We start from the raw sequence: 18,694 nt of genomic DNA, 5'->3' as shown, positions 1-18,694 counted from the left end.
ATTTTCAAATTAACTCATTTTCAAATTAAAGGTGTGTATTCGCCCTAAACAATTTAATTGCTATCGCCAGCAATATTATCCCGAATGATTTACGCAGTATACTCAACCCAACCGGCCCCAAAAGCTTCTCTATCCACTTTACATTTTTTAGCACCAGGTAAACCACAATGGTGTTTAGTACAATGCCTACAATAATGTTTTGGGTTTGATATTGAGATTTTAAAGATAACAACGTGGTCATGGTGCCAGCGCCTGCTATCAGCGGGAAGGCGATGGGTACTATCGATGCGGATAGCGGCACTTCTTCCTTAAAAAAATCTACCCCTAATACCATTTCCATGGCGATGATAAATATCACCAGCGAGCCGGCTATCGCGAATGACGAGATATCCAGCCCGATGATAGCCAGTAGCTCATCACCCACAAATAAAAATACCACCATTAATACCAGCACTGCTATACTTGCTTTCTCCGATTCGATGTGCCCTACGCGCTGGCGTACCTGGATAATTACGGGTATAGCGCCCAGTATATCAATAATGGCAAACAGGATCATCGTAACAGATAATATCTCCCTGAAAATTAATGGGCGCATGGCTTTAGGGTTTTATGTTTTTGACTTTAACCGGAAACTGAGCAAAGTTGCAATTAAAGCTTCGGTATAAAAAAGAACTTAATAAAAAAGGTTCTGAAATTTCAGAACCTTTTTTATTTGTATGGATATTGCTATCAGTTATTCAACAAATTTAGGGTTGATGGGGTCAATTGCTCCTTCAACTTTTCCGTGCCTTACATGCGAGCGTTTGATGCTGTAGCCAAAGTAAATAACGAAACCGATGAGTAACCAAACAATTAGCCTTGCCCAGTTTTCCCAACCTTCAGAAGCGATCATACCTAAACAAATTAAAGCACCAAGCGGGCAAACAATAAAATAAATAGGTGTTTTAAACGGACGAACCAGGTGAGGATCGGTATTGCGTAAAATCATGATACCAAAACAAACCAGTACAAACGCAAATAAGGTACCTATACTTACCATATCGCCTACAATTCTGTCAGGAATAAAACCAGCAAACAGGGATACAAAACCAAAAAATAACCACTGCGATTTGTAGGGTGTTTGAAATTTAGGGTGTAGCTTAGAAAATATTTTAGGGATTAAACCATCTGTACTCATGGTGTAGAATACACGAGTTTGCCCCATTAACATCACCAGGATAACCGATGAGAAGCCTGCAAGGATAGAAACGGTTACCAAATTGGCCAGCCAGTGATAGCTTGGGCCCATTGCCGCTTTAATTGCGTAAGTAACAGAAGCTTCTTTACCTTGTATCAGGAATTCTTTGTACGATACCAGACCGGTTAATACGTGCGAGAACAGGATATAAAGCGCAGTACAGATAACCAATGATATCAGGATACCTTTTGGCATATCTTTTTGTGGGTTTTTAGCTTCCTGGGCCGCTGTAGATACTGCATCAAAACCAATGAACGCGAAGAATACCACACTTGCACCGCGTAATACGCCAAGCCAGCCGTGGTTAAATGTATCTGCGTAATCAACTATGCCCGTGCTCACTTTAACAGTTCCTGCATCGGCAGGGATCATATATGGTGTGTGTAATGCAGGGTTAATGTAGTGCCAGCCTAAGCCGATGATCATCAGTACAATTGCAACTTTAATTACAACGATAATGTTGTTTACTACAGCTGATTCTGCCGTGCCCTTAATTAACAATAAAGTTAACAGGAACAGAATAAGGATAGCCGGAAGGTTAACAATACCGCGTGTGCCCAATTCTGCGGCATACATGCCCGTAGTAGTATTGGATGTTTCGAAGAAGGAATGCGCCCACTGATAGGGTATGTGTATATCAAAAAAGGTATGTAGAAACTCGTTAAAGTACTGCGACCAGCCGATAGATACCGTGGCCGCTCCCAAAGCGTACTCCAATACCAAATCCCAGCCAATAATCCAGGCGATGAACTCGCCCATGGTGGCGTAAGAATAAGTGTAGGCCGAACCGGCGATAGGGATCATACTGGCAAATTCTGCATAGCACAAACCAGCCAGCGCGCAACCCGAGGCTGCAATAAGGAATGAAATTGTAACAGCCGGACCGGCGTGTTCGCCTGCCGCCGCCGCCGTTCGCACAAAAATACCGGCGCCAATAATTGCGCCAATACCCAGGGCGATAAGCGAGCCAACGCCTAACGTTCTTTTCAGCGTTTTCTCGGTTGCCGCCGAGGCAGCCATCAATTGCGCAATAGGTTTTTTAATAAATAACTTCATGTTTAAATTAGTAAGATCAGTCGTAAAAAAATTAAAAATTCACATTTCCCCAAACGTACTTAAATTTATTGAAAAGTTAAAGGGCAGAATGTAACAATGGGTGCGAATTAATATTCCAAATTATAGTTTGAAAATGAAGTGTTTACAACGCAACTTAAAGTAGACGGCAGCGCTATTGTTACAATATTACCGGGAAACAAACGCAGCATTGTACTATCATAGGCTCTTTACTCAAAGTTACCCAGCTTTTTTAACGCTTTTAAGCTATATACTTTAGTTTCGGCTGTTTGCATAGTATCTAACAGCATATTATTATCATACAAGTATTTTTTTTCTTTAGCCAATACGGTGTCCCCTTTTAATATGCAATCAATATAGCAGGTTTCGTCATCATAAGTGCCTAAGTTGATGCTGAAGTTTGCCGAATCGGTAAGGTAGGCGGTGGTATTGGTTTCAAATAAGCCGGTGCGGTAAATCTGGAGATATAAGTTGCTGTCTTTGGCGATGGTGTATTTTAGCCTGTTTGGGCTTTTACCGTTTTTGCAGGAGGTGAGGAATAAAAATACCAGGAGAAGTTTAAATAGCCTTTTCATCTTCAGATAATTGCTCAGGCTAATAACGGCTCAATTATTTGTAACAAATTATTACTGGTAATTTCTACACCATCATATAGTTCTATTATGATAAAGTTATGTATTGTGAGATATTGGATCAATAAATTCAGTTCGGTAAGTACTGTTTTCTTGTCTGAAAAGCCGCGATGAACATTAACGGCCAGGGCATCGTCATCAAAGCCTAACTCTCTCGGGACAGGGAAAACCTGGACAATGCTGAGGCCCATGTCGCTAACATCACTGGCTATTTTGACCCAATCGGCCTTTTTGCTTTTCGCTAATATATTTATTACGGCCATACTAAATTAAAAAGTCGATAGATACCTGGTTGGTTATATTGGCTTTGTTCAGTAATCGCAATATTTCGCTTTTAAGGCTTTGGGTTTTGGTGACAATAATACCCTGACCCCTGAAATCAAATGACAGCAAAATATTAACCTTTGCCGGCGAGTTTAATGAACACCATAACGTACGCCCCACTACATACTGAATCACATGCTCAACTTTGGCCGGGGTACCGACATCGACGTTGAAAACCATGACCACTTTATTCTCCGCTTGTTTATAGCCTTCAACGGTGATAGGTGGCCAGTCAAATTGATATGCCAATATATTATCTGTCATTTTTAGCTAAGATAAATTTTTTCAAAGAAATTTAGGGCGCAAAAAAGCATTCTGTTAATTCTTTAATCCTGCTAATTCTAATTCAGGCAAAGTGTTAGGGATAGCAGCGAATACCGGCCAATGTGGCTAAGGTTTGTGCAGTATAAGTAGATAGCCAGGCCGCAGGCAACACCATGGGGAGTATTATCAAGTAGTAATGCAAATCAAGGGTTAAAAATAAGATAGATGAAAGCAGCGGCGATTTCTTCGTTGTGTAACTTGTAGATATGTAAATAGATAGCGATTAGTTTGAGCGTTTTAGTCTTGGGGATAATTCTTAAAGTTCGATGTGCTAATCTTCTTTAAAGCACTGATTTTAAATACTTTAAATAAGCAACTTATAATCAGGTGTTTAGTCGATAGAGTTTTCAACGCCTTTCGACCCTTGATTCGCATGACTATGTTTTAATTACGTATTGCCTTTTTAAAACACGACTTTTTGAAAGCCCTTAGCTTATTCATAACTTAGCGGGCTCAGACACTTCGCATTAAAAATGACCATTAACGATTTAAACTCACTAAACCAGGTTGCCGAATTTCACAGCACCTTTAAGCACCCAATTGTAGCATCCCCGGCAATCCCATCAAAACAGCGCAGTCAGCTGCGTATTGAACTGTTGGCCGAAGAATTAAAGGAGTTGCAACAGGCTGTTGATGACAACAACCTGATTGAAGTTGCCGATGCCCTTTGCGATTTACAATATGTATTGGCCGGCGCGGTATTGGAATTTGGCCTTGCGGAAAAGTTTAAGGAGTTGTTTGACGAGGTACACCGCTCCAATATGAGCAAAGCATGCAAAACGGTAGAAGAAGCCAACCAAACTATTGAGCACTACCGCAATACTGCCGGTACCGAATCGCATTATAAAGAAATTGACGGCCTGTTTTTAGTTTACCGCACGGCCGATAATAAAACGCTTAAATCAATCAATTACTCGCCTGCAAGTTTGGGAGCGATAATAGGCTAAAAGCAGAAAGTTTAAAGCCAAAAGCAATTAATTAATCGAATATTAAAATAAATATTTTGCCAGAACCAACACCAGATAAGCCCGAAGTAAAAGAAACCATGCACCCGCGTAGCGCGCACCGTATGGGTTATGATTTTAAAGCGCTTATAAAGGCGATGCCTAAGTTACGTGCCTTTGTTACCGTAAATAAATACGAGAACGAAACCATCAATTTCTCTGATCCCGAAGCTGTAAAGTTGCTTAACAGGGCTTTGCTCAAACATCATTACCGGGTTGAGTACTGGGATATCCCCGAGGGCTACCTCTGCCCACCTATACCGGGCCGGGCAGATTATATTCATTACGCTGCCGATTTGTTAGCCACCGCTAATGATGGCGTAGTGCGTAAAGGAAAAAAAGTACGCGTACTTGATATTGGTGTAGGCGCCAATTGTGTTTATCCTATCATTGGTCACCAGGAATATGGCTGGAGCTTTATCGGGGTTGATATTGATGAGGAGGCCCTGGCATCGGCACAAAAAATAATAGACCAGAGTAAGGAATTAAAAGCCGCTATTGAACTGCGCCTGCAAAAACACAAAGCAGATATTTTTACATTCGCTATAAAACCGGGCGAGCTGTTTGACCTTACACTATGTAACCCGCCATTCCATGCATCTATCAGGGAAGCTGCCGAAGGATCCAAACGCAAATGGAATAACCTTGGCCTTAAAACAGGGAGGGAAGAACCCGTATTGAACTTTGGCGGTCAGAATATGGAGTTATGGTATCCCGGTGGCGAGGCTGCGTTTTTAAAACAAATGGCTACCCAAAGTACCCGTGTTGCCAAACAATGCCTGTGGTTTACCACCCTGGTATCAAAAAAAGAGAACTTGCGTATTTTGTATAACGCCCTGCAAAAAGCCGGCGCAGTTGAGATACAAACCATCAACATGTCGCAAGGCCAAAAGGCCAGTCGCATAATGGCCTGGACTTACTTTACCCCAGAAGAGCAAAAGGAGTGGGTGAAGAAATAGTTCATTGGTACTGTGTTTTGGTTCATTAGTTGAATCGTTCATTATAGTTCACTTGTTTATTGGTTTTTCCTGACGGTTCGTTCTGTAAAGTACAGCGGGCGAAAGACCTACGATGTTTTAAAAACTTAAGTCTGGGATTCCACTATAGCAAAGGGATATTACGACAGATATTTTAATAAGGCAGGCATTTAGCTTGCCTTATTTTATTTTTATGCCATCCTCATACAAATTTGGCGATAAAAAGCAGGTAACTTTAAATATCGTTAACCATGCTTAAACCGTGAAAATATTCCTGCTTACTTTACTCATCTGTTTTGCTTTTGGAGGCAGCCACGCCCAAAGTAAAAAGGTGGTGGCGCATAAGAAGGTAGTTCCAATATCACAGCGACACATTTACGAATCTGTTGAAGAAATGCCAATGCCAGCAGGCGGATTAGATAAACTTATTGGCGCCATTGCCAGGAAGGATAATTATTGCCTTTGTTGTCGAGGCAGACGGAACAATTGATAACGAAACCGTTGTAAGAGATCCCTGCGGTAAAGATCATTTACTTTCGAGCAGATTGTTTGATATAGTCAAAAAAAAAAGTGGACACCTGGCAAGATGAATGGCAAATTTGTAGCTACAAGATATCATCTCCCGATATGCCTCATGCCAAGCTATCGGTAGATGATTAATTTCTCCTCAATTCAGCTTATTTTCTGATATTGCACCATAACGTAAAACGTACAACGTAATACGTATCACTTATAATATGCTATTTCTATTTTCACTTACATGGGGTTCGGTTTCGGGATGGTGGGTGCCCGCCTGTTTGCTGTTAGGAATTGTATATGCCTGGCTGCTTTACCGGCAACCGGTAAACCTTGGTAAATATTTCAGGTATGGGCTGTCGGTTATCCGAATGGTGGTGGTATTTTTTATCGCGATGCTGCTGGTATCTCCATTGGTTAAATCCATCAAATACGATCCTCAGAAACCGTTGGTATTGATAGCGCAGGATAATTCATCATCCGTAAATACATTTAAAGCTCCGGGTTTTAATGCCGGTAAACTGATGACTGATCTTGCAAAACTTAAAGAACAGCTGGGCGATAAATACGATGTGCAGGAGTTTAATTTTGATAAAGACCTGAACAATGGTCTATCCAATAAATTCAACGGTAGGCAAACCGATTTAGCAAATGCCCTGCACCAGCTAAACAACAAATTTGTTAACCAAAACATTGGCGCGCTGGTTTTAGCCACCGATGGTTTATACAACCAGGGTAACGATCCGCAATACGAGGCCAAAAACATCAAGACGAGTATTTATACCATTGCCCTTGGCGATACGGTAGCCAAACGCGACCTGTTGATTGGCAATGTAAACTATAATAAAACCGCCTTTTTAGGTAACGATTTTGAGGTAGAGGTATTAACTGCCGCCTACCAAAGCAAAGGCGAAAACATCCATTTAACCGTTGCCGAAGATGGTAAACAGGTTTTTTCGCAAACTATCCCGGTAACCGGTGCCGATTTTAAAAAGCTTGTACCTGTTAAGTTAACCGCCGATAAAAAAGGCGTTCGTAAATTTACCATCAGCATAGCACCGGTTAAAAACGAACTATCAACCCAAAATAACACCGAAGTTATTTATGTAGATGTTTTGGATGCCCGCCAAAAGGTATTGGTGCTTTATCAAAGTGCGCACCCTGATATAACGGTCATAAAACAAGCCATCGAGACAAATAAAAATTACGAGGTAAAAACAGCGCTGCTGGCCGATATGAGCGGAATTAAATTGCCCGATTACAGCCTTATCGTATTATATCAAATTAGTGCAGGTACCCTTGCGCCGGTGAAAAAAATCGTCGCCCAAAGCAAAACCCCGGTTTGGTATATTTTAGGCTCACAAAGCGACCTGCCTGCATTTAATGCCGAGCAAAGCGTGGTAAAAATAAGCGCCGGCCGTAGTGAAACGCAGGAAGTTTATGCCTTGCCCGAAGCTGGTTTTGCCGCTTTTACTCTGTCCGACTCGTCGCGTAAAAAAATCAGCAATTTGCCGCCATTACTGGCCCCGTTTGGTAGCTACGGAACGGCAGCAGGCACCACCATTTTATTAAAGCAAAAAATTGGCGCCATTGGTACAAGCTACCCCTTATTGGCTTTTGGCGATGAAGGGGGCCACCGCACGGCGGTTTTAACAGGTGAAGGAATCTGGCGCTGGCAGCTATCCGAGTTTCAAAACTTTGGCAACCGTAATGCAACAGATGAGTTGCTGAGCCAAACAGTACAGTATTTAACGGCCAATACCAACCGCCAGCGCTTCCGTGTTTACCTGGCTCGTAATGTGTTTGACGAGGGCGAAAACGTAATCCTGAACGCTGAGTTATACAATGACGCGCTTGAATTGATTAACACCCCCGATGTAAAAATCGACCTGAAAAGCAGCACAGGCAAAAGCTACAGCTTCCTTTTCAGCCGCAGCGGCCCCAGTTACCAATTAGATGCCGGAACCTTACCTGTTGGCGAGTATAGCTATACCGCATCAACCCAAAACGGAAAAAGCCAGTTTAAGGCAGCGGGGCAGCTTACCGTTAAAGCGTTAAACCTGGAAACCCGCCAAAGCGCAGCAAATCATCAGTTGTTAAAAGCACTTGCCCAACAAAGCGGCGGGCAAATGCTGGGACCTGACCAGATCGGCCAGCTTGCAGATATGATCCGCAAGAACGACAATATCAAAACCGTAGTGTATGAAGATAAACACTATAGTGACATCATTGATGTAAAATGGTTGTTTGTACTAACCCTGCTGCTGCTAAGTACCGAATGGTTTTTGAGAAAACGGGAAGGGGAAATATAGAGTCAAGAGGTTAGAGTCAAGAATCAAGATAGAAAAATATAAGGGTAAACGCCACTAATGTCATCTCCCGAAACTATTCCGTTAAATATATCAGATAAGCACAAACTGTTAGGGTTAGATCATTTGAGGGCCCTGGCTATTACCTACGTTTTATTGTTCCATTACCAGATTTTTGCACACCCGGATTGGGTGAACAAAGTGGGCAGTTTCGGCTGGACAGGTGTCGACCTGTTTTTTGTTTTGAGTGGCTTTTTGATAGCAGGACAACTTTTTAGTACAGTTGCAAAAGGGAACGCCATTTCAATGCGGGAGTTTTTTGCCAAACGCTTTTTCAGGATAATCCCGCCTTACCTGTTAATATTGGGCTTGTATGCAGTTTTTCCGGTTTTACGCGAGCGGGAGCAAATGGCGCCGCTTTGGAAATACCTCACTTTTACGTTTAATTTCGGATTAGATTATCGTTACACCGGAACATTTACCCACTCCTGGTCGTTATGTGTTGAGGAGCAATTTTACCTGGTGCTGCCACTAATGTTCTGGTTGTTTGGCTATTTTAAGGGTGGGCAGAAAGCCATATACCTGCTCGCCGCTTTATTTTTGGCGGGTTTCGCTATCCGTTATTTCAATTGGCACTACTTTGTTGAACCAGCATCAACGTCCGATCATTTCGGAGCTTTTTTTAATAAATACATCTATTATTCAACCGTAAACCGGCTGGATGGCTTGCTGGTCGGGGTAAGTATTGCAGGATTGTACACCTTTTATCCAACTGTTAAATCAGCAATAAATAAATATGCTAACATGGTTATGTTGGCAGGGGTATTGGTTTTGGTTGTAGCATATTTTGTTTGCACGCCACAGGCTGCCTTTAGTACCGCCATTTGGGGCTATCCTTTAATTGCCTTAGGATATGGGCTGATAGTGGCGGCCATAGTTTGCCCCGGAAATTTTTTGTACCATGTCAAATCTAAAGTAACATCACAAATTGCAACCTTTTCTTACGGCATATATCTTAGCCATAAATTGATCATACACGCCACCCAGGCCCTTTTGGAGAAGGCTGGAGTGGATAAAAATGGCAACCTGATGATGTTGTGTTGCTTTTGCGCATGTGTTGCCGGGGCTTTGATATTGAGGTATGTTGTTGAAAGGCCATCAATGAGGTTGAGGGATAGCGTGTTGCAGAGATGGAAAACACAGCAAAAAGCACGGGAACGCGCGAGTCCCTAATGAGGGGAGTTTTTAGATGTATTGTTTGCATCATATTTGTTTATCCAATCCTGCTGCCCCGGCCGTGATTAAGCGAATTGCCATCGCAATTTCACATTTATATTAACCCCAAGGCAAATGACCTTGTACTGACAAGCAAAATAAATAAGCCTTATAGTTTTGATGTAACGGATCCTGTAACCCGTAACAGCATGAAAAAAAAATTGACCTTGCTACTTTTGTTGGTTGTGAATTTTGCCTTTGCAAACCCCGACGGTAGTTGGACCCTTGATAAAAACGACGATGGTATTAAAGTTTATACCCGCAACGTTGCTGCTTCAAAAGTTAAAGCTATCAAAGTAGAGTGCAGCCTGGATGCCACCCCATCACAATTGGTGGCGGTTTTAATGGATATCAGCAATGGTGACGGTTGGGTATACCATACTGCTTCCAGCTATGTTATCAAGCAAGTATCGCCGTCTGAGTTATATTATTATTCGCTGGTAAATGTGCCCTGGCCGGTTCATAACCGCGATTTTATTGCCCACATAAAAGTTACGCAAGACCCTGTTACCAAAGTAATAACTGTAGATGCGCCCTGCATAGCCGATATGGTGCCCCGCAAGGCCAATACCGTACGGATAGAAGAATCAACAGGGAAATGGATTATCAGCCCAACCGGCGATGGCAAGGTGAAAATAGAGTACACCCTGCATGCCGATCCCGGAGGCAATATTCCCTCCTGGCTGGTAAATATGTTTGTAACGCAAGGGCCCATAGAAAGCTTCAAAAAGCTGAAGCTGCAACTACAAAAGCCAGCCTACAAAAATGTGAAGCTGGCTTATATAGTTGATTAGATGTGCAGATTTCAGATCTGCAAATTTCAGATGAGTTGATTTTTGAGTAATAGGTAAGTTTTTGGATCGCCAGGTGCGAATAGCTATGGATTTTCTGATTCAAAAAACCTTGATACTTGCGGCCCGCCACTTATTTTCGTAAATCTTGATTCTTAACTCTTGACTCTTCTTTAATTTTTATGCACCCCGTACCCCAAACCCAGCACGAGGGTTAAAAATACCCCGTTTGGTTTGCTGTCGGGGCCGGTTGTAAGTTTGTGGTCGTCTACTTTCCAATCGCTGTTGTTGGCGGCAATGTAGTAGCCGGCGCGGATACCTATCGGGATGGTACGATCGACGGTTACACAATCCATTTGTTTTGATTTGAGGTGTATCACGTAGTCAAAGCCACCGCCAAGCTCGATGCCAAAGGTATGCTGGTTAAGCGTTTTGCTTGACGAGCTTTGGGTAATCTCCTGCCCAAAATCGGTAGTGCTGTTAATATTGGCATTGTCTTTCACCTTCAGAAACGAGTTTTGGAAATTAAGGCCCACAGTGGGGTAAAAACGATAAGCTGTGTTGGTAGATAGGTTGTACCCTGCCCCAATCTGGATTTGTCCTCTGAAAATAGACACCTTTACATCATTAGCCGTTACCGACTCGGGCGCTGTTCCACCAATGCCCAGCGTTGTAATAAAGCGGTTATTATACATCCTGGTCATGGATAGGTTAAACCAGGTGCTGTTATTGGCCAGCAGCGGGAACCCTTTTGGGGCTAAATAGGCATTAATATCACGTACGTTGTTTTTGCGGTACTCGGCTTGCAGTTCAATGCCGCCGGTCATGTCTTTATGCCAGCTGCCTTGTGTCCAGTTTTTAGTTTTTACGGTATCGGCGTTTTGCGCCTTCGCCAGAGTAGGGGCAAGGCAAATGGTAACTAACAGTAGTTGTACTGTTTTAGTAAATATCTTTTTCATAGTTTCAGTATTTTCAATACAAACGTTGTTTTTACATAAATAGTTCTTGCCGGGCAAAAAACTTAACCGAAGTTTAAATTTGTTGAACTGTCGGATGTTTGTACTATTATACTTATAGCCCTATCATATCTTCGAAAAAAAATCTTGGTACTTGCTACTATCTACTTGCTACTATCTTCAAACACCCTGATTGTTTTCAAATACCGGCTATTATAATATGGGCTAAATGGTGTTTCGGTAACGCCCTTAGCTTTGCCCGAGGTGGAATGGATAAACACCACAGGTTGGCCGGGTTTTACAATTAAAATACCCATATGGCCAGGCACACGGTCGGTACTATCGGTACCGGTAAACAACACAAGGTCGCCCGTTTTGGCCTGGCTTAACAGAATCTGGTTGTGCATATGGTCAAAATCCATTGATCGGCGGGGCACCGCTATCTTAAAATGATTAAATACGTAAGTAATAAAACCTGAACAATCAAACCCCTGCGCCGGATCGGTAGAGGCATACAGGTAGGGGACACCCCGAAGGCTTTGGGCAAAAGCCACCAGGCTATCAGCATTCGTACCTACGGTGTTTATCCTGGTAACAAATTCCGCGCTATCCGGGGCCGGCGGCGGCAGCGTATCCCGGCGCAGCAACGTTTGCCCGTTAATTACCACCGCCTCGTGGCTGCAGCCACGGCAACCGCTAAATGTCAATAAGATAAGGAGATACAGAGGGATGGAATACATATACAGTATACATGAGTGGGGCGCAAATGTTTTTGGCAATAAAGGGTTAGTGCAGGTAAGTTAATAGCAAGAATCGGCGCAGTTTGAGATTATTATTTAATTGTTTCGGTTTTGCCGCCTGATTCCAAAATGTACCGCTTTAATATTTTAATTATACCAACATATTATTTAAAATAAATATGCTTGTTTGCATTGATAAAGTATTTACATATATTAACTTTAACCAATAATAAACCAAACATCTTGTCGTATGAAAACAATTAGAATACTGCTGTTGGCAGTACTGCTGCCTTTTGTTGCCAGCGCGCAAACAGAGCACTCCCAAAAACACAAACACGTAGCCGGTTCGGTAAGAGAACATCAAAAAAATGACAGCCTTGTACGCGGTGTTTCGTACAGCGTTTTTGTAGCCTCAGTTGCTGATTTTGCCGACACTACCAAAAAAACGCTTGCTAAAACTGCCTGGCAACTATGGAAGCACGAAAAATGGGCCGAATTGGAACAGTTTTTCAGCACAAACAACCTTAATGGCGGCTGGCCTCCAAACCGCGGCGCCCTTTCGTTAAAAATGATTACGCTGCAGGCCGGCCTGTTGGTTGATAGGTACGGAGGTTATTACGATGCCGATAGTGTTTTCCAGGACAAGGGAACCTTTGTATCATTTGTAGGTGTTCCGTTCCCGCAACGCGCTCTGCCCGATAAAACCTTACAGTCGCCTTATAGGGTTTACAAAATTGTAAAACCCATTGATAGCGTCAAACGCGGACAAATTATCCCCTGGTTTAATAAGCCCGGTTTGGGCATCCAGTTTGAATTGCCTTATAATATCAACGATCTGAAAAAAGGCGGGTATATTGCCGAACAAAAAGATAAAGAACGCCCCAAATGATAACCAATTACAAAAAGGCAAAGTTGCTCATATTTGACGGCCCCGAACAGGATATACTGCACAGCTCATTTGATTTGAACCCTGAAACCGCCCTGGGCGTAGCCATTAAACTGAATGACTTTGCCAATAATACATTTGAAGACCTGCAAGGAATTATCAGTAGCCCCGACTTTGAATTCATAGTAAAATCCGGGGCTTTTGTTACTGATGGCGGCTTCCTGAATTTATATAAGGGCAGCAATAACCTAAGGCTGTATTACCATAAAAAGGGTAACACTATAATTGTTTTTGCCTACGGCGAGTTTCAACCCGGCCGTTATATGCTTTACCTGGAGGGTTTTTGGACAATAGCTTAGCTGTGCACGTAAAGGCAGCGTCACAAAACAAACATTAATCAGGAATCTATAGGTTGGCTTCAATGCTTCAATTGATCCGGTAGCCCAAAAAAATCTTGATACCTGATACTTGCGACTTGATAATATTTGTAAAATAGCCAACCTGTTTTATGCGTAACAATTCACAGGTCGGCTATCTGCGGTTCAACCGCGTAAGGCTTACAAAAGGACAGATAATTTGTAGTGGAAACCACTAAAGTTGTTAACCATGCAGCCTTTTACGGCGCCTTGGTTTAAAACTGAATGGTAAGCGTTGGATCCCACCAAAAGTAGCCGAATAATACCGGCTCTGCCTGGTCCCTCGTGTGGCGGTAAAGTGCAAAACTGATACTGTAATTTTCTGTTCCGCTTTTAAGGATGGTTGCGCTGTTAAACCAGTAATTCTGTAACGAAAATGTAATGGGGAATGTAGTCCTGTCGGTTGGTAAAATGCCTGTTCTGGCAAAAACATTAAAATCAACTGCACTGAATACATCATCGCTGCTGTCATATCTTGCAATTTTGTAAATGGCTACGGCGGTGTCAAAGTTGCCATTTTCAGATACTGCGTACCAACGGACAACATCGCCGGTAATGGCTTTTACGTTAAGGTCTGCCGTTCCTTCAGATTGTGGAGTAAATACATTGCCCCTGGTGGCTACCATGTACATATAATTATGCGCCAGGCCGGTTGGGCTATCTGCATTAGTGCTTGGCGCAGGGTTATCGGCTATAATAGCTTCTGTGTCGATAACTATCTGGATATACACGATTTCATTGGAATCGCTTGCTGGTGAAATTGCCATAAGTAGTAAAATTTAAAAGTTAAATAAATGGTCTCTACTCTTTAAAAGGATTTTCGAGTTAACTCCTGCTCCTGGGGCGTATGACCGAAGCTTCTTAACCGGTATCGTATGCCCTTATTGCGATACAAATATTGCCCTGAAACAGAAATTAGGGAAGAGTAGAAATACCGAAAAAAATAAATAAGTATTTATACGTAGAAATTAGGCGTTTGCGAAAAAAAAATGTATATTATTATATTAATTATTAAAACAATATACTTAACTTAACCTTAGTTAATTTGACCAGCCTTTAAAGTCGTTAACTGTTAAGCTACGCATCGCAAACCTTGTAAATCAATTTATTATGAAACAACAACCCTTTGGCAATTTTACCAGATTGCTTCACCCTGTACTTATTTTTTGTGTATTTTTATTTGTAACAGCCTGTAAGCCATCGGCAGGCGGGGCCATTAAATTTGCCTCGTTAAAATATACTTCGGGGCAGGTTACCCATTGGCTCGATTCGACCAAAACCAACAATTTCGTTTTTCAGTTTTATACACCCGCTGCTGAGAGCGAAAAGCGGCCTTACCAGCTTATCTCGTACATTATTGATACGGCTGGAAATTATTTAAATGCAGCCAGCCCCGATACCTTATTATTGGCAAAAGATAGTTTAACTACGCTAAATGGTAAAGCCATATTGGGTAACTCCTATATTTCCAAAAAAACTATCCTCGATATGTTAAAAGATTCGGGGGGAAAAAAACGGGATTTTGATTATCTTCTCCTTACCCCTATAATACTGCCGGCCAATCAGCATGTGGTGTACCAGGTTCAAATTATTAAAGGGGAGGTTGTTTTAAAATGCGGCACCGGCGATGTAAACTCAAACCCTTCGCCACCGGCCACCATGCAATAAACACATAAAGGCTGTGCAAAATATTCTTAAAAACATTCTCGATTGGTCGGAGGTTTGGGCATTGCTCATACCTTTGACTTTTCTTTACATCCGCAAAAAACAACCGGCCTTTAATAGGCCCGTAGTGATATATGTTTGGATAGCGCTGATACTAAATATTGCTATCGACCTGACCTGGAAATTCAGAACGAAGCTGCCTGTTCAATTTCAGTCGAATAATTATTTGTATAATATCCATTCCATAGTAAGGTTTGTGTTGTTCAGTTCCTATTTTATCCGGCTTAAGCAACCGTTTCTTACCACCACAAAAAAGGTTATTCAACTTGTTTTTGCAGTGTTTGTAATTATAAATTTTAGTATTTATCAGCATTTTTTTGACTATTGGCATTTTAGTAGCCTGTTGTTATCGGTTGAGGCGGCACTGCTGTTGTTTTATTGTATTCAATATTATTTATTCAGGATAAGCGACGACGAAGAAATAAGCAAAAAACAGCCCGATTTATGGATTGTTACCGGCCTGGGGATTTATGTTGCTGTAAATTTTTTCATATTTCTGTTATATAACAAGCTCACGGTGCATTTGCAAAATTTTGCGGTAAGCTTATGGAATATCCATAATATCACCTTTATCATCTTCTGTGTTTTTATAGCCAAAGCCTTTTATGAGTCAGAATTATAAAGAAATAAAGCTTTTTTTGTTTATGGGGATAGCAGTGATGCTTTTTCTGTTTGCGAGTGTTTTATTGATTTTTATATTTTTTCAGCGAAAGAAATTTCAGTACCAAAAAAACATTCAAAATTTACGCGAAAATCAGCAAAACCAGTTAATTGAAGCCGCGGTGCGCAGCGAGGAAGCCGTACGGCACCGCATTGCGGAGGATTTACATGACGAGGTTGGCGCTATATTATCCTCATCAAAACTGCATTTCCAGGGGATAAAAATTAACGTTTTTGACGAAAAAAACAACGAGCTTTATGAAAAAGCTAAAGAGTTACTTGACGAAGCCATTAAACAGGTAAGGGATATCTCGCATAACCTTCACTCGGGGATATTGAAAGAATTGGGCCTGAATACCGCAATCCAGCACTTTGCCGAAAAGATAATCCATAACAGCAATATAATACAGGTTACAACTGCGCTGGCCGACTCATATACCGCCCCAACAACAGAAAATGATATCAGTATTTACAGGATATTTCAGGAGCTTGTAAATAACATCATCAAATACGCCGACGCCAAAACGCTGCATATCAGTTCAGTTTATGAAGATCATGCATTAAGCTTAACCATTTTTCATGATGGTAATGGGCTTACCCAAAAACAGTATGAGGAGTTACGCTTTAAAAAAAACGGACTTGGTTTAAAGAACATACAAAGCCGCATAATTTTGATAAAGGGCCACCTCTCATTTTCGCAGATAGCCGCGGGGTATTGCATTGACATATATGTGAAAGACAACGTAAATTCCTGAAGCAATAACAACATTGGCAAATATTTTACCCGATACATTATTTTAATGAATACAAGCTATGAAGCCCAATAAAATAAAAATAGCGATAGCCGACGACTATACTATATTCAGAGACGGTTTAAAAGTTGGCCTGGCCCAGCACAATGATTTTGAAGTGATTATGGAAGCCAGCAATGGCCAGGAACTGATTGAAGGGATGGAAAAAGAGCTGCCGGATGTTATTATCATGGATTTAAAAATGCCGGTAATGGATGGTATAGAAGCTACCAAACTGGTAAAAAAAAGATTTGGATCGGTTAAAATTTTGGTGGTAACCATGTATGATGATGATAAATTTATTATCCATTTAATGGAGATTGGGGCAAACGGGTATTTATTAAAAAATGCCGACTCGGACGAGATTGGTAAGGCAATTTATGCCGTGCATGAAAATGGTTATTATTTTAACGACATAGTGAGCAAGGCCCTCCTGAAAAAATTAGTAATAAAGGGTAACCTGAAGCCATCATTTAATCAAAACATTGAATTTACCGAACGTGAGCAGGAGGTTTTAAAACTGATATGTGAAGAAAAAACAGCCAACGAAATGGGTAAGCAACTTTTCCTTAGCCCACGCTCAATAGAGGGCATCAGGATAAGGCTGATTGAAAAGGTAGGCGTTCGCAATACCGCCGGTCTGGTAATGTTCGCGGTAAAAAACGGGATAATATAGATGCACTTATCCTGAACTATAATGTAAAAAATAACGCTACTGCCGCGGCGCCCATAATCACAAATGTTGACCATAACAGGGTTTTAGATAACCAGCCGCTTTTGTACACACCCATAATTTGTTCGCTGGCGGCGATGTTTACGATGAGGAACAGTAAAGGAACAGCTGCCACGCCATTTATAACCGCGGTATATACCAGGGCCTTCACCGGATCTATCCCCACAAAATTTATAGCCAGCCCCACCAGCGTAGCAACGGTAATAACGCCATAAAAGCCATAAGCTTTGCGGAATTTCAGGTTCAGGCTGGCACTCCAGTCAAAAGCCTCGGCTACAGCGTAAGCGGCCGAACCTGATAACACCGGTACAGCCAATAAGCCAAGCCCAATGATACCTATAGAAAAAATAAGCTTGGCCAGGAAGCCCGCATGCGGAAACGAGTGTACCAAAGGTTCCAGCGCTTTTGCCGCGTCGGCTGCATTTTTAATATCTGTTACCCCGCTGTTGTGTAAAACCGTAGCCGCCACCAGCAAAATGCACCAGGTGGTAAACTCCGAAACGATCATACCGAAGGTATTATCTTTACGCATGGCATGAATGTGCGGCCAGCCAATCCTGGGTTTGCCGTTGCGTACCAGCCCTTTGGCTTGTTCTTCCTCAACCTCCTGCGAGGCTTCCCAAAAAAACATGTAAGGTGTAATGGTGGTTCCGAATACCCCGGTAATGATAAACAAAAAGGCAAAGCTAAACTCAAAATGCGGCACCAGGCTTGCCCGCAACACTGTTGCCCAGGGCTGATGAACAATAAACACCGTTATAGGATAGGCCAGCAGTGTAAGGGCCAGCCATTTCAATATCCTGGAATACAGCTTATAAGTGGTAAAAATTTCCAGCAGTAAAATGCCCGTAGTAAACAACAGGGTTAAGATGATAAACGGAATAGGTATCAGCAATTGAGCAGCTGCGGCCATGGCGCCAATATCGGCACCGATATTAATAGTATTGGCCACCACTACCAGGCCCACAACTGCGTATAATACCTTACGACTGTAATGTTCCTTCACAACAGCAGCTATGCCTTTGCCGGTAACCAGCCCAATACGTGCACAGGCCTCCTGAACGGCGGTCATAAAGGGCAGCATATAAAGGGCCGTCCACAATTGGCCATAACCAAATTGAGCACCCGTTTGCGAATAAGTTGCTATGCCCGACGGATCGTCGTCTGCCGCGCCGGTAGTTAAACCCGGCCCAAGCAGGCTTAGCCATTTCAGAATTTTTCGTTTACGAAACTTGGGTTTGGGGTTGACAGACATACCTGGTAGACGTTGAAATGAATAAGAGCAATAAGGTACGATATAAAGATTAAATTTCTTTCATGCTAA

At 42.1% G+C, this 18,694-nt stretch carries 20 protein-coding genes; 11 read left to right on the top strand and 9 right to left on the bottom strand.

Annotated elements, in window-relative coordinates:
- Positions 1-25: 25 nt before the first annotated feature.
- From AC1DV1_RS22075 to AC1DV1_RS22055, 5 genes are all read right to left on the bottom strand, one after another.
- A complete protein-coding gene (locus AC1DV1_RS22075; protein ID WP_477363527.1) occupies positions 26-595 on the bottom strand; it encodes a MarC family protein in 570 nt (189 codons plus the stop codon).
- A 138-nt stretch (positions 596-733) separates the two neighbouring features.
- On the bottom strand, positions 734-2,293 hold the full coding sequence (locus AC1DV1_RS22070; protein ID WP_477363523.1) for an amino acid permease: 1,560 nt from the start codon (positions 2,291-2,293) through the stop codon (positions 734-736).
- A 227-nt stretch (positions 2,294-2,520) separates the two neighbouring features.
- A complete protein-coding gene (locus tag AC1DV1_RS22065) occupies positions 2,521-2,886 on the bottom strand; it encodes a hypothetical protein (protein WP_477363520.1) in 366 nt (121 codons plus the stop codon).
- Between the two features lie 14 nt (positions 2,887-2,900).
- Positions 2,901-3,206 carry a hypothetical protein gene (locus AC1DV1_RS22060; protein ID WP_477363517.1) on the bottom strand — a complete coding sequence of 102 codons (306 nt, stop codon included), beginning with the start codon at positions 3,204-3,206 and terminating at the stop codon, positions 2,901-2,903.
- Between the two features lies 1 nt (position 3,207).
- Entirely contained in the window at positions 3,208-3,531 is a 324-nt protein-coding gene (locus tag AC1DV1_RS22055; RefSeq protein WP_477363514.1) for a hypothetical protein, read from the bottom strand.
- Positions 3,532-4,064: 533 nt separating this feature from the next.
- Here AC1DV1_RS22055 and AC1DV1_RS22050 point away from each other — a divergent pair.
- The 5 genes from AC1DV1_RS22050 to AC1DV1_RS22030 all read left to right on the top strand — a co-directional run bounded on the left by AC1DV1_RS22050 (position 4,065) and on the right by AC1DV1_RS22030 (position 10,466).
- Complete coding sequence (locus tag AC1DV1_RS22050; protein ID WP_477363510.1) at positions 4,065-4,538, top strand: pyrophosphohydrolase domain-containing protein; 474 nt, start codon at positions 4,065-4,067, stop codon at positions 4,536-4,538.
- A 56-nt stretch (positions 4,539-4,594) separates the two neighbouring features.
- Positions 4,595-5,554, top strand: a complete 960-nt coding sequence (rlmF, locus tag AC1DV1_RS22045; RefSeq protein WP_477363507.1) for a 23S rRNA (adenine(1618)-N(6))-methyltransferase RlmF — start codon at positions 4,595-4,597, stop codon at positions 5,552-5,554.
- 755 nt (positions 5,555-6,309) lie between these two features.
- A complete protein-coding gene (locus AC1DV1_RS22040; RefSeq protein ID WP_477363504.1) occupies positions 6,310-8,400 on the top strand; it encodes a hypothetical protein in 2,091 nt (696 codons plus the stop codon).
- 57 nt (positions 8,401-8,457) lie between these two features.
- Positions 8,458-9,630 carry an acyltransferase family protein gene (locus tag AC1DV1_RS22035; protein ID WP_477363501.1) on the top strand — a complete coding sequence of 391 codons (1,173 nt, stop codon included), beginning with the start codon at positions 8,458-8,460 and terminating at the stop codon, positions 9,628-9,630.
- Positions 9,631-9,821: 191 nt separating this feature from the next.
- A complete protein-coding gene (locus tag AC1DV1_RS22030; protein ID WP_477363498.1) occupies positions 9,822-10,466 on the top strand; it encodes an START domain-containing protein in 645 nt (214 codons plus the stop codon).
- Positions 10,467-10,636: 170 nt separating this feature from the next.
- On the opposite strand, the gene AC1DV1_RS22025 is transcribed toward AC1DV1_RS22030, so the two are convergent.
- Positions 10,637-11,422, bottom strand: coding sequence for a hypothetical protein (locus AC1DV1_RS22025; protein WP_477363495.1), 786 nt, complete (start codon positions 11,420-11,422; stop codon positions 10,637-10,639).
- A gap of 161 nt (positions 11,423-11,583) precedes the next feature.
- Positions 11,584-12,159, bottom strand: a complete 576-nt coding sequence (locus AC1DV1_RS22020) for a C40 family peptidase (RefSeq protein WP_477363492.1) — start codon at positions 12,157-12,159, stop codon at positions 11,584-11,586.
- A gap of 250 nt (positions 12,160-12,409) precedes the next feature.
- On the opposite strand from AC1DV1_RS22020, the gene AC1DV1_RS22015 reads away from it, so the two are divergent.
- Complete coding sequence (locus AC1DV1_RS22015) at positions 12,410-13,048, top strand: TNT domain-containing protein (protein ID WP_477363489.1); 639 nt, start codon at positions 12,410-12,412, stop codon at positions 13,046-13,048.
- Positions 13,045-13,404 carry a hypothetical protein gene (locus AC1DV1_RS22010; RefSeq protein WP_477363486.1) on the top strand — a complete coding sequence of 120 codons (360 nt, stop codon included), beginning with the start codon at positions 13,045-13,047 and terminating at the stop codon, positions 13,402-13,404. The genes AC1DV1_RS22015 and AC1DV1_RS22010 overlap by 4 nt, the downstream gene beginning before the upstream one ends.
- Before the next feature lie 272 nt (positions 13,405-13,676).
- On the opposite strand, the gene AC1DV1_RS22005 is transcribed toward AC1DV1_RS22010, so the two are convergent.
- Positions 13,677-14,228, bottom strand: coding sequence for an inclusion body family protein (locus AC1DV1_RS22005; protein WP_477363483.1), 552 nt, complete (start codon positions 14,226-14,228; stop codon positions 13,677-13,679).
- A 343-nt stretch (positions 14,229-14,571) separates the two neighbouring features.
- On the opposite strand from AC1DV1_RS22005, the gene AC1DV1_RS22000 reads away from it, so the two are divergent.
- Genes AC1DV1_RS22000 through AC1DV1_RS21985 form a run of 4 tightly spaced genes read left to right on the top strand, consistent with a single transcriptional unit; the run spans position 14,572 to position 17,313 of the window.
- Positions 14,572-15,129 (top strand): hypothetical protein, encoded by a 558-nt coding sequence (locus AC1DV1_RS22000; protein ID WP_477363480.1) that lies wholly within the window; start codon positions 14,572-14,574, stop codon positions 15,127-15,129.
- A 13-nt stretch (positions 15,130-15,142) separates the two neighbouring features.
- Entirely contained in the window at positions 15,143-15,808 is a 666-nt protein-coding gene (locus AC1DV1_RS21995; RefSeq protein ID WP_477363477.1) for a hypothetical protein, read from the top strand.
- Entirely contained in the window at positions 15,792-16,601 is an 810-nt protein-coding gene (locus tag AC1DV1_RS21990; RefSeq protein ID WP_477363474.1) for a sensor histidine kinase, read from the top strand. The genes AC1DV1_RS21995 and AC1DV1_RS21990 overlap by 17 nt, the downstream gene beginning before the upstream one ends.
- A gap of 58 nt (positions 16,602-16,659) precedes the next feature.
- Positions 16,660-17,313, top strand: a complete 654-nt coding sequence (locus tag AC1DV1_RS21985; RefSeq protein WP_477363471.1) for a response regulator — start codon at positions 16,660-16,662, stop codon at positions 17,311-17,313.
- A gap of 16 nt (positions 17,314-17,329) precedes the next feature.
- Here the strand turns inward: AC1DV1_RS21985 and AC1DV1_RS21980 are convergent, their stop codons facing one another.
- On the bottom strand, positions 17,330-18,625 hold the full coding sequence (locus AC1DV1_RS21980; RefSeq protein WP_477363468.1) for an NRAMP family divalent metal transporter: 1,296 nt from the start codon (positions 18,623-18,625) through the stop codon (positions 17,330-17,332).
- Positions 18,626-18,694 lie beyond the last annotated feature (69 nt).

The organism is Mucilaginibacter sp. P4_D1 (assembly GCF_056401935.1).
This window is presented reverse-complemented; position numbering and strand designations above follow the sequence as displayed.